The sequence below is a fragment of the Agromyces sp. P2_B3 genome, assembly GCF_056404815.1.
Genome location: NZ_JBFUDH010000002.1, coordinates 159,491 through 173,182 on the forward strand (window position 1 = coordinate 159,491; position 13,692 = coordinate 173,182).

Genomic DNA, 13,692 nt, shown 5'->3' on the forward strand with positions numbered 1-13,692 from the left:
ACTCGCGAGCGCACCTCGTGCCGTGCCCGCCACGTCAGCTCACCCCCTCGACGACCGGGTGCCCGGTGCGGAGTCCTTCGACGTTCCGCCGGGCGAGCTCTTTCACGCGGGGCAGCGCATCGGCGATGGAGCGCCTCGCTGGGGAGTCGGCACCGATCGTCGCGTCGATCGCGGCCACGACGTCGACGCCGAATCCCGCGCGGGGAACGACGCACAGCTCTGGCGCGCCGATGAGCGCCATCAGCCCCTCGACCTTGCCCTGCGTCGCGAGCGTGATGGCCGGCTTTCCGCTCCACAGCGTCATGATCGCCAGGTGCATGCGACCGGTGATCGTGATGGAGGCGACGGAGGTCAGGCCGCGGATCTGCGCCGGAGTGAGAAGCTCGCGGACGAACGTCACGTCCTCGGCGCCGACCCGCTCGTACACCGACTGGCAGGCGACGAGGTCGTCGCCCTTCGGCCTGGACACGTGGGGGAGGAGGATCACGTGGTGCCCGGTCGCGCGAAGGTGCCCGATGATCAGCTCGAACTCCTCATCCTGGCTGAAGGTGCGGGAGATCAGGCCGCTGACGTTCACGAGCGCGATCGGCTTCGTGACGCCGGCCACGAACGAGGTCGATGACGTGTCGACGGTCTCTGCGGCGAACACGATGTCGGCCGTCTCGCGGATGTTCCGGACGCCGTCGGCGGCGGCGCGGCGCGCGGAGACCGGATCCCGCAGCATCGGGACGACGCCGTTCGTGCTCGCCGACACGAGCGCCCGTCGGGCGGCGACCCGGGCGCTGCCGTTCCAGCTGAACCCGACGATTCGGGTGTCGATGCCCAGCGCGGTGACCGCTGCCGCCACGTTCGACCGGTTCACGGATGCGCGAAGGCTGTACCGGCCGTCCATGATGTCGGCCCCGATGACCGAGAGGCTGGCCGCCCCGGCGACCGTTCGTGCGAATCGTTCCAGCTCCGGTCGGCGTGCCGCGCCTCGGCCGTACACGAGCTCGGGCAGCACGAGCACGACGACGCGTTCGGCCAGCGCCGGCGGCACCGCCACGCTGTCGGCCGAGCTCGTGACGGCGACGACCGGCCCCGAGGTGGACTCCACGAACGCCTCGAACAGCGCCTGGTCTCCGATGTTGCCACCGCCGGGTGCAGTGATCACGACATGCGGGCCAGCCGGGTCGCCGCCGCGCGTTCCCGCCCATCGGGCGACGTTCCTCCGGTCGCTGCGCGCCCCGACGCCGGTGGCGAGCACCGCCTCATCGAACGTTCGCCGGATCTTGCGGACAACGCGACGAATCATGATTCTCCTCCTTGTGTGGCGGCATCCGGGCCCGCGCCTCGCGAACGCGCGAAGTACCGGCGGGCGCCGGCGAGTGCGATGAGATCTCGGCGGAAGGTCGGCCAGACGAGCGCGAGCAGTGAGAGCGCGACGACCAGTGCCGCCAGTCCGACCGCCAGGCGGACGACGTAGGCGTCCTCGGGCAACGCGACGGTCGATGCGAACGACGCACCCGCGGCGATGCCGAAGACGACGAGCGACCGCAGCCCGTTGCGGAACAACTGCCCGGCCGGGGCATCCGACACCCTGGAGATCCAGATCAACGCGACCGGCCACGACAGCGCCAGCGACACGGTGTAGGCGATCGCGACGCCGTAGACGCCCCAGGCCGACCCGATGACGATGAGCACCACCATCGCGGGACGGGTCGCGAGCGCGTACAGGAAGTTGGAACGCGCGAGGCCCTTGGCGAGGAACACCCAGTACGCCGCGTAGTTCGCGGCTTGGAAGAAGCCGGCGACGAGCAGGATCTGGAAGATCGGCGTCGCATCGACCCACTGGTCGCCCAGGGCCACGGCGATGACCGAACCGGCCTGCGCGCCGAGGTACGCGAACGCCACCCCGATGATCGTGAGCATCGCCACCTGGCCGAAGCTGATGAACGCCGCGAACCGCTCCCGCTGGTCCTGGAGGCGGGACAGCACCGGGAGCGCGACGCGCGTGGACGGAGCGTTGATCTGCAGCAGCGGCAGCATCATCAGCTGGAACGCCCGGTTGTACAGGCCGAGGTCGACGGGCCCGAATCGGGCGCCGATGACGACGCTGTCGGCGTTTCGGGCGGCGTATCCGAGCAGCTGGGAGCCGAAGAGGCTCGCCCCGAAGCCGATGAAGGAACGGATCGACTCACCACGATGGATCCATCCCGGGATCCAGCGCGCGAAGGCCACGAGCAGCACGACGGTGAGCCCGGCCTGCACGACCTGCTGCGCGACGAGCGCCCAGTACCCGAACCCCAGGACCGCCAGCACGATGCCGCTGGCGACGCCCGCCGCCTGCCCGCCGATCTCTGCGAGCGACAGCCGGAAGAACGAGAGGTTGCGATTGAGGTCGGCGCGGTACTGCGTCGAGATGCCGTTGAGGAGGAACGTCACCGAGAGCACCGCGGTGATGCTCTGCAGTCGCGGATCGTCGTAGAGGCCCGCGATGAGTCCCGATGTCGCGAGGACGGTCAGCGACAGCAGGAGGCCGATCGCGGTGTTCGTCCAGAACAGGTTGTCGCGCTGGTGCAGGGAGAGCGTCTTCGCCTGCACGGCCGCCGCGGACAGCCCGAAGTCGCGGAAGATCTCCGCCACCCCCACGATGGCCGTGACCATGGCGACGAGACCGTAGTCGGCCGGCGTCAGCAGGCGCGCGAGGATGACGATCCCGCACAGCTGGATCAGCACGCGGACCAGTTGCCCGCTGAGCGTCACGGCGGCGCCGCGGGAGGCGGATGCGCCCAGGCTCGGCGACATGCCGACCCGTCTCAGCGCACCCGCGTGCGGCGCGACTCGCGCGCCTGCACGTAGGCACGGTGGTGGAGCTCGCCGACGTGCTTCCAGTCGCGATCGCTCAGGGCCGGTTCGGACTCGTGCGATCGCGACGCCACGTCCTGCAACGCACTCGTGAGGATCTCGTGCGTGAGCTCTCCCTCGTACTGGATGATCCACTCCTCGCCGACCTCGTCGCGAAGCGCCTGGTTCGTGGGCGAGGCCGGGACCAGCACCGGACGTCCGAGCGAGAGGGCGACGAGGACGACGCCCGAGTTGTGCATCTTCTCCCGGTAGGGCAGCACGACCAGCGACGACGAGGTGATCTCCTCGACGAGCTCCTCGTCGCTGACGAAGCGGAGGAGCGCCGTGATCCGCTCGTCGCCGGCCATCGCCGCCTCGACGATCTCGGCCTGGCCCGCGTGGGGGTCGCCGACGATCCGCAGCTGGAGCGTCGGGTCGTCGATCTCGCGGAACGCGTCCATGAGCACGTCGACGCCCTTGTACGGACGGATGATGCCGAAGTACAGCACCCGGCCCGGCAGCGCCTCGCGATGCGGATACTTCGCGAACTGGTCCTTGTAGTGCCCGTGCAGGATGGTGACGGCATCCATTCCAGAGGGCAGCTCCGTCGTCGGATTCAGGCGGATGGCGAGCGTGATCGCATGGCGCAGTCGACGGAGCGACCGCGATTCGGCAGGAGAACCCTGCTCGTGTGGGTCGACGTTGTGCGCCGTCCAGACGATGGGCGTGCCCGTCAGCCTGGCGCGGAGGATCAGCGCATCGAGCATCCGGCGCTTGAGCAGGCGACGGGCGGGTTTCCGGTCCCTGATGAGCAGCTCCGGCCAGTGCACGTGGAACACGTCGTAGGAGCCGGTGAGCGCGGTGCGCCACGAGAAGAACTTGATCGACACGTGGTCGCTCGCGCCATCGACCATGTGGTCGACGTACTTCGTCGTCCCGTCAGGCGCTCGGAGGCTGTGCAGCACGACCAGATCGGGCCCGTCGGTGGACGAGGGTGCGGCGAGGCCGGGTCCGTCGAGGGTGCGGGTGAGATCAGGAGAGGTCATGCGCGGCGGCTCCAGGTTCGAGGTTTCCGGACGGGAACCACGCTGATCCTCTGCCGTCACGATATAACGGCGGGTCGCGCTGGAGGCGGGGAGTTGCGCAGATCGACACCCACATGTAACCGGCTCGAAACGCAACGGCAAGGGGGTGTCCGTGTGGCGGAGGAACGCGAAATCCCCCCTCCGATGGAGGGGGGATTTCGTCGGGATCTGCGATGAGAGTTGGTCGGGGTGACAGGATTTGAACCTGCGACCTCGTCGTCCCGAACGACGCGCGCTACCAAGCTGCGCCACACCCCGGTCGGCCCTCGCGGGCCTCCACAAGGATAGCGGATAAAACCGGGACGACCGACCACGCTCGGTCGCGGCATCCGTCGGCCGATTCAGGCCACGGGAACCAGCCGCAGCACCGTCGCCTCGGGCGGGCAGGCGAACCGGACCGGTGCGTAGATCGACGTGCCGAGGCCCGCCGAGACGTTCAGGAACGCGGAGCGCAGGCCGTGGCGCCAGGTGCTGAGGCCCTTCGCCTGGTGCCTGGGGATGTCGCAGTTCGTGACGAGCGCCCCGAAGCCGGGCATGCAGACCTGCCCGCCGTGCGTGTGGCCGGCGAGGATCAGCTGTGCACCGTGGTTCACGAATGAGTTCAGGACCCGCTGGTAGGGCGCGTGGGTCACGCCGACGGTCACGGTCGAGCGGCGTGCACGGGCGGATGCCGCGTCGGGCCAGGTCTCGTCGCCGAGCGGGTCCTCGGCACGAAGCTCGTCGATCGCCGCGGTGATGAGGTCGAGGCGGTCCCAGCCGCGGTGGGGGTCGTCCACGCCGAAGAACTCGAAGTGCGTCCCGCGCAGGTCGAGGCTCGCGGCGGTGTTGTCGAGGTCCTGCCACCCGAGCTCGGCGAAGTAGGCGTGGAGCGCGTCGGTGTCGAGCCGCTTCGATCGCCTGGAACGCCCCGACGGGCCGCCGAAGTACATGAACGGGTTCTTCAGCTGGGGCCCGAAGTAGTCGTTGGACCCGTTGACGAAGACACCCGGGATGCCGGCGAACGCGTCGAACGCGCGACGGATGCCGTCGAGGCCACGCTCGTGACCGAGGTTGTCACCCGTGTCCACGATCAGGTCGGGCTGCAGCCGGGCGAGCGACGCCACCCAGGCCTGCTTGTCACGTTGCCAGGGCGCCATGTGCAGGTCGGAGAGATGCAGGACCGTGATGGGCTCCGCGCCGGCCGGCAGCACCGGCACCTCGACCTGTCGAAGGGTCCACCTGGTGCGCTCGACGAGCGAGCCCCAGGCGAGCGCGGCAGCGCCCGCTGCACCGATCGCGAGTGCGATCCGCGCAGCGAGCCGAGGCGCGGCGCCGGTCAACCCTGGCCCGGGGTTCCGCCGCCGTTGCCGCCCGTCCCGCCGTCGCTGAAGGTCACGGTGACCTCGTCACCGCGCTTCACCGGGCTGTTGGGCGCCGGACTCTGACTCGTGACCGTGCCGGTCGGGTTCCCGCCGCCGCCCTTCATGCGCAGGCCGGCCGCATCGAGCGCCGCCTTCGCCTGCAGGGCGTTCATGCCCGTGAGATCGGGCACGGTCGACCCCTGGCCGTTGCTCGTGAAGACGCGGATCGTCGATCCCTTGCCCGCCTGTCCTGCGGGGTCGGTTCCCGAGACCTGGCCGGCCGGAAGGCTCGAGTCCTGCTGCCCGCCGTCCTCGAAGACGAACCCGGCGGCTTCGATCGCCTGCTTCGCGGCGTCGAGCGAGAGGCCGGCGACCTGCGGCACGTCGACGAGGACCTGCTTGAAGGCACTCGCATCGGGCTCGGTGAAGTCGTCGCCTCCGTACTTCTCGTCAGCCAACTGCATGATGTTCTTCCACATCCGGTGGCGGGCTGTCGCGGCCGCTCCGCTGTCGAAACTGACATTCCGCAGGTTCGTACGGTTGTCCCCGCCGGTGACGTTGCCAACCCAGACGGCGGTCGCGACCTTCGTGCTCGACCCGATCATCCACGTGTCGAACGCGTTGTCGGTCGTACCCGTCTTGCCGATGTGGGAGATTCCGCTGCCCGTGTTCGACGCGGTTGCCGTGCCGTCGCCCGAGAACGTCTGCTGCATGGCGTATTCCATGGCATGGGCGACCTCGGGCGTCACGGACTGCGAGCAGGTCGAAGCCGGCGGTGGGACCTCACTGCCGTCAGCCCTGACGATACGGTCGATCGCGATCGGCGTGCAGGTGAGACCGCTGTTCGCGATGCCGGCGAAGGCGGCCGCCATCGTGACCGGAGCGACCTCCTGGGTGCCGAGGACGTCGGAAGGGTTCATCCCGAGATCATTGCCGTCGGCGCGATGCACGCCGAACGCCTGAGCGGTCTGCTTCAGCTTGCAGAGGTCGAGTTGGGAGGCCATGGCGACGAAGCTGGAGTTGACCGACCACTTCGTCGCGTCCACCGCATTGTTCGCCACTCGGCCGTCATCGTTCCTGGGATTCCACGGTTGACCGAGCGTGAAGGTGCCGCCCTCGCAACTGTTCGTGAACGTCGAGAAGGGGCGTCGGCTGCCGTTGAACGTCTCGCGAAGCGAATGACCCTCATTGAGCCATTCGGCCAGCGTGAACACCTTGTAGGTGGAACCGGGCTGGAACCCGCTGGAGCCGCCGTACGTGGAATCGGTGCTGTAGTTGATGGAGGTGTACTCCGGGCTCGACGCGGCGACGTCCGGGTCCTCTGTGAACTTCTTGTTCTGCGCCATGGCGAGAATACGACCGGTGCCGGGCTGGACGGTCACCGCCACCGACCCGACGTCGAACCGCGGGTCTGCGAACGGCACATTCTCGGCCATGGCCGCTTCCGCGCGGAGTTGGAGGTCGAGGTCGAGGGAGGTGTACACCTGCAGACCGCCCTGCTGGAGCATGGTCGCGCCCTCGTTCTCCTCGGTAGCGGGATCGTCGAAGTTGTTGAGGATCACATTCTTCACGTAGTCGCAGAAGTACGCGCTGCCACCCGCGGTCACGCAACCGGTGCTGGGCTCCTGAATGACGGGAGCCACTGGCGTGGCGACCGCCGCGTCGTAATCTTCCTGCGTGATCTTCTTCTCCTTCAGCATCTGGCTGAGGATGTAGTCGCGCCGCTCCTTGTTATCCGCGTATGGCACGGGCTGCCCATCTACGAGGGTGGCAGCGCCGTTGGTCTCGCTCTCGGGGTAGTCGAGGCGGAACTTCTCGGGGTTGTTCACGATCGCGATGAGGCTCGCCGCTTCGGGAAGCGTGAGTTCGGCTGCGTGCTTGCCCCCGAAGTAGTACTGCGCCGCCGACTCGATGCCGTAGACGCGGCCGCCGAAGGCCGCGATGTTCAGGTAGCCCTTGAGGATGTCGTCCTTCGAGAACTTCTTCTCGAGCGAGATGGCGTAGCGCATCTCTTTGAGCTTGCGCTCGGGAGAGGTCTCCGTGGCCGCCTCGTAGGCAGCATCCTTCTCTTCCTCGGTCTTCGCCTCACGGACGCCGTTGTTGATCAGCACGTTCTTCACGTACTGCTGCGTGATCGACGAGCCACCCTGGGTCTCACCGCCGATGACGTATTCGTTGAGGGCGGCGCGGAGCGTGCCCTGGATGTCGATGCCGCCATGCTCGTAGAACCTCGGGTCCTCACCGGCGACCGCGGCGTCCTTCACGTACTGGCTGATCTGGTCCCACGCGACCTCTTCGCGGTTCTCGTCGAAGAACGAGGCGAGGTGCACCGGCGAACCGTCTGCCTGCACGGCGTAGATGTCCGTCTTCTCGGACAGGTCGTCGATCTCGAGGTACCCCGGAAGGTTCTCGAACATGGAGATGCCGTTGTTCGCGGCCATGCCGGTCACGGCGAGGGCGGGAGTCACGGCTGCCGTCACGAGGATGCCGGCGAGAGCGCTCAGGCCGAGGAATCCGAGGACCCCGGCGCCGACGTCGCTCATCGTACGTTTTTGGGCAGACATATAGTGGAGCTTAACGGAGAAGGCTGGCAAAACCCGCTATGCGGGCGGCGCTGCGCTGTCGTGCGCCGACACGCCGCACTCCGCGAGATCGGCCGTTCCATCGGCGAGAACGACGGGCCGATCGACCACATCGCAGTCGCAGACGAGAGACGAGGAACCCCGCATGCAGGCCTGGGAGTACATCACCACCCCGCTGCTCATCCACAACACCGCGGCGATCCTGAACAACTGGGGCTCCGAGGGCTGGGAGCTCGTGCAGGTCGTGCAGGGCCCCGAGGGCGGGCTCGTCGCGTACCTCAAGCGCCCGGTCGGCGGCGAGTCGTCGTCCGCCGCGTCCGCCGGCGCGGCTGCGGCCGCCCAGGCCGCCAAGCAGTTCGAGGGCGAGGCCTGATGGCCGCCGTCGAGGCGCGTCTCGCCGAGCTCGGCATCGAGCTCCCCGAGGTCGCTCCGCCCGTCGCGGCGTACGTGCCCGCGGTGGTCAGCGGCTCGTACGTCTACACCTCTGGCCAGCTGCCCTTCGTCGCGGGCAGCCTCCCTGCCACCGGCAAGGTGGGGGACGGACACGGTCTCGTTCCCGCCGACGACGCCAAGGGATATGCCCGCACGTGCATCCTCAACGCGCTCGCCGCCGTACGCGCCGAGATCGGGTCGCTCGACCGCGTCATCCGCATCGTGAAGCTCGTCGGCTTCGTCGCCTCCGACCCGTCGTTCACGGGCCAGCCGGCGGTCGTCAACGGTGCCTCCGAGCTGCTCGGCGAGGTGTTCGGCGAGGCCGGCCGCCACGCGCGTTCCGCGGTCGGCGTCGCGGTACTGCCACTCGACGCGCCGGTCGAGATCGAGCTGGTCGTGGAGTTCGCGTAGCAACCGGCGCAGCGCAGCACACGCCGGGCGCGACGCCCGCACGGTGACGAAGACGACGGATGCCGCGTCGGGAGCGATCCCGCCGCGGCATCCGTCGTTCTGCTACTTGACCTGCTCGGTGATCGCCGTCATGACCGACGTGTCGGCGAGGGTGGTGGTGTCGCCCACCTGACGGCCCTCGGCGAGATCGCGCAGCAGGCGCCGCATGATCTTGCCCGACCGCGTCTTCGGCAGTTCGTTGACGATGAAGACCTGTCGGGGGCGGGCGATCGCGCCGATCTGCGTGGCGACGTGACGGCGTAGCTCTTCGGCGGCCTCGCTGACGTCGGTGACGTGCTCGACCTGGCTGGCCTTGAGGATGACGAAGGCCACGACGGCCTGTCCGGTCGTCTCATCGGACGCACCGACGACGGCGGCCTCGGCCGTCCACGGGTGTGCCACGAGCGACGACTCGATCTCGGCCGTCGACAGGCGGTGGCCCGACACGTTCATGACGTCGTCCACCCGGCCGAGCAGCCAGATGTCGCCGTCCTCGTCGCGGCGGGCGCCGTCGCCGGCGAAGTACTTGTCGCCGAACTTCTCCCAGTAGGTCTCCTTGAACCGCTCGGGATCGCCCCAGATGCCGCGCAGCATCGACGGCCACGGCTCGGTGACGACGAGGAGTCCACCGCCTTCGCCCTCGACCGGTGTGCCGTCGTCGCTCAGGATGTCGATGGAGATGCCGGGGATCGCCACCTGCGCGCTGCCCGGCTTGAGGTCGGTGATGCCGGGCAGGGCCGAGATCATGATCGCGCCGGTCTCGGTCTGCCACCAGGTGTCGACGACGGGAATGGAGCCGCCGCCGATCACGTGCCGGTACCAGATCCACGCCTCGGGGTTGATCGGCTCGCCGACCGATCCGAGCAGGCGCAGCGAGCGCAGGTTGAACTCGTGGGGGATCTGCCGCCCCAGCTTCATGAACGAGCGGATGGCCGTGGGCGCCGTGTAGAGGATGGAGACCTTGTACTTCTCGACGATCTCCCACCAGCGGCCGGGATGGGGGGTGTCGGGCGTACCCTCGTACAGCACCTGGGTGGCGCCGTTCGCGAGCGGACCGTAGACGACATAGGAGTGCCCGGTGATCCAGCCGACGTCGGCCGTGCACCAGTACACGTCGGTTTCGGGGTGCAGGTCGAAGACGTTCCTGTGGGTGAACGCCGTCTGCGTGAGGTAGCCGCCCGAGGTGTGCAGGATGCCCTTCGGCTTCCCCGTGGTGCCCGAGGTGTAGAGGATGAAGAGCGGATGCTCCGCACCGAACGCGCGCGCCGCGTGCTCGCTCGAGGCCTCGGTCACCGTCTCGTGCCACCAGTGGTCGCGCGACGCATCCCATTCGACGTCGTTCTCCCCGCGGCGGACGACGAGGACGTTGCGCACCGTGCCGCCTTCGGCCTTCGCCAGTGCCTCGTCGACGACGGGCTTGAGCGGGAACACCTTGCCCTTGCGGTAGCCGCCGTCGGCGGTGATGACGAGGGATGCCTCGGCGTCGTCGATGCGCGAGGCGAGGCTGTCGGCGCTGAACCCGCCGAACACCACCGAGTGCACCGCTCCGATGCGCGCCACCGCGAGCATCGCGACGACGGCTTCGGGGATCATCGGCAGGTAGATGGCGACGCGGTCGCCCTCGCCGACGCCGAGGTCGGTGAGGACGTTGGCTGCTCGCTTCACCTCGTCGGTGAGCTGCGCGTAGGTGACGTCCCGGCTGTCGCCGGGCTCACCCTCCCAGTGGAGGGCCACCCGGTCGCCGTTGCCGGCGTCGACGTGCCGGTCGAGGCAGTTGACGGCGACGTTCAGCTCGCCGTCGTCGAACCACTTCGCGAACGGCGGGTTCGACCAGTCGAGCGTGCGGGTGAAGGGCTTCTCCCATTGGAGGAGTTCGCGGGCCTGATGCGCCCAGAACGCGAGCCGATCGTCGTCGGCCTCCTGGTAGAGACGGGCATCGGCGATGGCTTGGGCGGCGAATTCAGGGCTCGGGCGGAAGCGCCTGATCTCCTCGAGTGCGTGGTCGATCTGAACGGTCATGGTTCTCCGGTCGCTCCTTCGCGATTGCGTGCATCGGTTGGGTCGCCTGCCCCACCAGCACCATACCGCCCGGCTCGGACGGGGCTGTAACAGGTCGGTCACACCGGGTCGCATGCTCTTCCGAGCAGCCGTGAGAGCGGTTACTGTGCCTTTGCGCAGAGAAAACTGTACGTCCGCACAAATGAGGACAAAAAATGCTTGCGCATCGTTTCGGAAGCCCTACACTGAATACCGCCCGAACACTCGTTTCGTGGCCTGCAGCGCTCGCGATTCCCCCCAATCCTTGCGCTGCCGAGGCGGCACCTGTTCCCCCCAATGGGTGCCGCCCCCTTTCGTTAACGGCGCTGCTCGACTAGCGCGAACGGCTCGAGTTCTCCTCCACAAGGGTGTGGAGGAGGCTCGATCCCCACCATGGCCCGAGCGGATGCCGCGTGCCGCACGCGGCTTCGTACGCTCGGCGCATGTCCATCCCCTTCGTCGCCACCCCCTCATGGGAACGACCTCAGGCGCAGCCAGCCGGCGCGCTCCAGCTGACCCGTGCGGCATCGACCGCGGCGTCGCCTCGCGCGCACGCCGCGGCTGAGGTCGCCACGAAGGCATCGGGCATCCTGCCGGCCGCAGACCTCGGGTCGTCGGAGGGGGAGTCGTCCTTCGAGCCGGCCGCGAGCGGCGACCTCGACGACCTCGGACCGTTGGCGCCCTTCGCGGCATCCGGCCCCGTGACCGACCTCTTCGTGAACGGCGAACGCGGGCTCTGGATCGACCGGGGAGCCGGTCCCGAGCACGAGCCGGCGTGGTCCGCCGACGAGGCCGAGGTCCGCGCACTGGCCGTGCGGCTCATCGCGCGAGGAGGGCGGCACATCGACGAGGCCACGCCCGCCGTCGACGTGCGACTCGGCCGGGGCATCCGGGTGCACGCGGTGCTGCCGCCCGTTTCCTCCGACGGCACGGTCATCTCGGTGCGCGTGCCGCGCGCTTCGGGCTTCCAGCTGGCCGCGCTGACGCGCGCGGGCATGATGGATGCCGCGCAGGAGCGCGTGCTACGCGATGCGATCGCCGCACGACGCAATCTCCTCGTGACCGGGGCCGGCGGCACGGGAAAGACCACGCTGCTCGCGGCCCTCCTCGGCGAGGCGTCGCCGCGCGAGCGCATCGTCCTCATCGAGGACGTCGCCGAGCTCAACATCAGCCACCCGCATGTCGTCGCGCTCGAGGCCCGACAGGCCAACCTCGAGGGGGCTGGCCGACTCGGTCTCGACGTCCTCCTGCGTGAGGCCCTTCGCATGCGTCCCGATCGGCTGGTGGTGGGGGAGTGTCGCGGCGCAGAACTGCGCGAACTCCTCGCCGCCCTCAACACCGGGCACGACGGCGGTGCGGGCACCCTGCACGCCAACTCCCTGGCGGACGTGCCGGCACGCCTCGAGGCGCTCGGCTCCACGGCTGGGCTCGCGCCCGACGCCGTCGCGAGGCAGACGGTCAGCGCCTTCGACCTCGTCCTGCACCTCGATCGCGCCGGAGGTCGACGACGGCTCGCCGAGATCGGCCGCTTCGAGCTCCGCGATGGTCGGCTGGAGGCGGTCGCGCTGTGAGCGGGCGATCGTCTCCGGGCCGCGGGTTCGCCTCTGGCGCGACGCGTCCCCTCGTGTCGGGGTTCCGGCGCCGACGGGTCGACCCGGCGGCCACTGTCGACGCGATCGCCGTGGTCGCCGAGCGGCTCGCCGTGCTGCTCTCTGCGGGCGTTCCGGCGGGCGGTGCGTGGGCCAACGTGGGGGTGAGCGGCTCGCGGCATGAACGGCTCGGGGCGGAGTCCGACGATGACGCGGTGCGCTCGGCAGCGGCCACGGCGGCGGCCTCGGGCGAGCCGGTGTCGCCGGCCATCGTCGCGGCGCTGAACGAGCGACGCGATGCGTCTCCCCAGTGGGCCGTGCTCGCGGCGGCGTGGCAGGTGGCGAGCGACTCCGGTGCGCCGCTCGCCTCCAGCCTTCGCGACCTCGCCGCGGCGCTCCGAGACGAGGCTCAATCTCGCCGCGACGTTCGGTCTGCGCTCGCCGGTCCACTCGCGAGCGCGCGCCTCGTCGTGACGCTGCCGGTGCTCGCCGCCCTGTTCGGCGCCTCGCTCGGGTTCGACACCGTCTCCGTGCTGTTCGGCAACCCCCTCGGGGTGGCCTGTGTCGTCATCGGCACGGCGCTGCTCTGGGCGGGGCACCGGTGGAGCGCCGCGCTCGCCCGTCGCGCGACGCCAGATCGTCACGAGTCGGGTCTGGAGCTCGAGCTTCTCGCCATCGCCATGTCGGGCGGCGCCTCGGTCGAACGAGCGCGCAGCCTCGTCGGCACCTCACTCGACGAGGTCGGCATCCCGAGCGACCGAGGGTCGTCGGTCGACGACGTGATCGCGCTGGCTGCCCGCGCCGGCGCTCCGGTGGCCGACCTCCTTCGCGCCGAGGCCGGGCGACTCCGCCGAGTGGCCCGCGCCGACGGCGCTGCCCGGGCGGCCGCCCTCGGCGTGCGGCTGATGCAGCCGCTCGGCGCGTGCGTCCTCCCCGCGTTCGTCCTCCTCGGCGTCATGCCGCTGCTCATCTCGGTCGTCTCGGGCACGCTCGGCGCCGCCGCATGATGCCATCGAACTCGTGCCGTCCACCCGCCGGGACATCCGGCACCATGAAAGGAACACTGCATGCACGACCACGACCATGACCACGTCGCCGACCATGGTGGCGACGGCACCTGCACCGCGAGGCGCCACTCCACTGAGGCGGTGGCGAGGCCGCGACCGTTCCGTTCGGGGTTCCGCCGCCTCGCCGGCGAGCGCGGGGCCGCCACCGCCGAGTACGCCGTCGCGACGATGGCCGCCGTCGGGTTCGCCGGACTGCTCGTCATCATCCTCCGAGGTGATGAGGTGCGCGGAATCCTCACCGACCTCGTGCGGAATGCCCTCACCGTCGGATGAAGGCGAGCGCG

At 69.4% G+C, this 13,692-nt stretch carries 11 protein-coding genes and 1 tRNA gene; 5 read left to right on the forward strand and 7 right to left on the reverse strand.

Annotation, left to right across the window (positions count from 1 at the left end):
- Window positions 1-34: 34 nt before the first annotated feature.
- The 6 genes from AC1DZA_RS03635 to AC1DZA_RS03660 all read right to left on the reverse strand — a co-directional run bounded on the left by AC1DZA_RS03635 (window position 35) and on the right by AC1DZA_RS03660 (window position 7,794).
- Window positions 35-1,294: a polysaccharide pyruvyl transferase family protein gene (locus AC1DZA_RS03635; protein ID WP_476771741.1), complete on the reverse strand. Its 1,260-nt coding sequence runs from the start codon at window positions 1,292-1,294 to the stop codon at window positions 35-37.
- On the reverse strand, window positions 1,291-2,787 hold the full coding sequence (locus AC1DZA_RS03640) for a lipopolysaccharide biosynthesis protein (RefSeq protein WP_476771742.1): 1,497 nt from the start codon (window positions 2,785-2,787) through the stop codon (window positions 1,291-1,293). The genes AC1DZA_RS03635 and AC1DZA_RS03640 overlap by 4 nt, the downstream gene beginning before the upstream one ends.
- Window positions 2,788-2,798: 11 nt before the next feature.
- Window positions 2,799-3,872, reverse strand: coding sequence for a glycosyltransferase (locus AC1DZA_RS03645; RefSeq protein ID WP_476771743.1), 1,074 nt, complete (start codon window positions 3,870-3,872; stop codon window positions 2,799-2,801).
- A 220-nt stretch (window positions 3,873-4,092) separates the two neighbouring features.
- Window positions 4,093-4,169, reverse strand: a tRNA-Pro gene (locus AC1DZA_RS03650).
- 83 nt (window positions 4,170-4,252) lie between these two features.
- Window positions 4,253-5,230, reverse strand: coding sequence for a metallophosphoesterase (locus AC1DZA_RS03655; RefSeq protein WP_476771744.1), 978 nt, complete (start codon window positions 5,228-5,230; stop codon window positions 4,253-4,255).
- Window positions 5,227-7,794 carry a transglycosylase domain-containing protein gene (locus AC1DZA_RS03660; protein ID WP_476771745.1) on the reverse strand — a complete coding sequence of 856 codons (2,568 nt, stop codon included), beginning with the start codon at window positions 7,792-7,794 and terminating at the stop codon, window positions 5,227-5,229. The genes AC1DZA_RS03655 and AC1DZA_RS03660 overlap by 4 nt, the downstream gene beginning before the upstream one ends.
- A gap of 184 nt (window positions 7,795-7,978) precedes the next feature.
- Here AC1DZA_RS03660 and AC1DZA_RS03665 point away from each other — a divergent pair, with 184 nt between their 5' ends.
- Both AC1DZA_RS03665 and AC1DZA_RS03670 read left to right on the forward strand, forming a co-directional pair.
- A complete protein-coding gene (locus tag AC1DZA_RS03665) occupies window positions 7,979-8,206 on the forward strand; it encodes a DUF4177 domain-containing protein (protein ID WP_476771746.1) in 228 nt (75 codons plus the stop codon).
- Complete coding sequence (locus AC1DZA_RS03670; RefSeq protein ID WP_476761571.1) at window positions 8,206-8,676, forward strand: RidA family protein; 471 nt, start codon at window positions 8,206-8,208, stop codon at window positions 8,674-8,676. Before AC1DZA_RS03665 ends, AC1DZA_RS03670 begins: the two co-directional genes overlap by 1 nt.
- A gap of 102 nt (window positions 8,677-8,778) precedes the next feature.
- Here AC1DZA_RS03670 and acs read toward each other — a convergent pair whose 3' ends face one another.
- Window positions 8,779-10,734 (reverse strand): acetate--CoA ligase, encoded by a 1,956-nt coding sequence (gene acs / locus AC1DZA_RS03675; RefSeq protein ID WP_476761570.1) that lies wholly within the window; start codon window positions 10,732-10,734, stop codon window positions 8,779-8,781.
- A gap of 461 nt (window positions 10,735-11,195) precedes the next feature.
- On the opposite strand from acs, the gene AC1DZA_RS03680 reads away from it, so the two are divergent.
- From AC1DZA_RS03680 to AC1DZA_RS03690, 3 genes are all read left to right on the forward strand, one after another.
- A complete protein-coding gene (locus AC1DZA_RS03680; protein WP_476771747.1) occupies window positions 11,196-12,323 on the forward strand; it encodes a TadA family conjugal transfer-associated ATPase in 1,128 nt (375 codons plus the stop codon).
- The gene (locus tag AC1DZA_RS03685; RefSeq protein ID WP_476771748.1) at window positions 12,320-13,348 is read left to right on the forward strand and encodes a type II secretion system F family protein; all 1,029 of its coding nucleotides are present in this window, start codon (window positions 12,320-12,322) and stop codon (window positions 13,346-13,348) included. The genes AC1DZA_RS03680 and AC1DZA_RS03685 overlap by 4 nt, the downstream gene beginning before the upstream one ends.
- A gap of 141 nt (window positions 13,349-13,489) precedes the next feature.
- Window positions 13,490-13,681 carry a DUF4244 domain-containing protein gene (locus AC1DZA_RS03690; RefSeq protein WP_476772006.1) on the forward strand — a complete coding sequence of 64 codons (192 nt, stop codon included), beginning with the start codon at window positions 13,490-13,492 and terminating at the stop codon, window positions 13,679-13,681.
- The last annotated feature ends 11 nt before the right edge of the window (window positions 13,682-13,692 follow it).

Coding starts and splice junctions, on each gene's coding strand:
- AC1DZA_RS03635 (WP_476771741.1), bottom strand. CDS start 1,294: ATGATTCGTCGCGTTGTCCGCAAGATCCGGCGAACGTTCGATGAGGCG.
- AC1DZA_RS03640 (WP_476771742.1), bottom strand. CDS start 2,787: ATGTCGCCGAGCCTGGGCGCATCCGCCTCCCGCGGCGCCGCCGTGACG.
- AC1DZA_RS03645 (WP_476771743.1), bottom strand. CDS start 3,872: ATGACCTCTCCTGATCTCACCCGCACCCTCGACGGACCCGGCCTCGCC.
- AC1DZA_RS03660 (WP_476771745.1), bottom strand. CDS start 7,794: ATGAGCGACGTCGGCGCCGGGGTCCTCGGATTCCTCGGCCTGAGCGCT.
- AC1DZA_RS03665 (WP_476771746.1), top strand. CDS start 7,979: ATGCAGGCCTGGGAGTACATCACCACCCCGCTGCTCATCCACAACACC.
- AC1DZA_RS03670 (WP_476761571.1), top strand. CDS start 8,206: ATGGCCGCCGTCGAGGCGCGTCTCGCCGAGCTCGGCATCGAGCTCCCC.
- acs (WP_476761570.1), bottom strand. CDS start 10,734: ATGACCGTTCAGATCGACCACGCACTCGAGGAGATCAGGCGCTTCCGC.
- AC1DZA_RS03680 (WP_476771747.1), top strand. CDS start 11,196: ATGTCCATCCCCTTCGTCGCCACCCCCTCATGGGAACGACCTCAGGCG.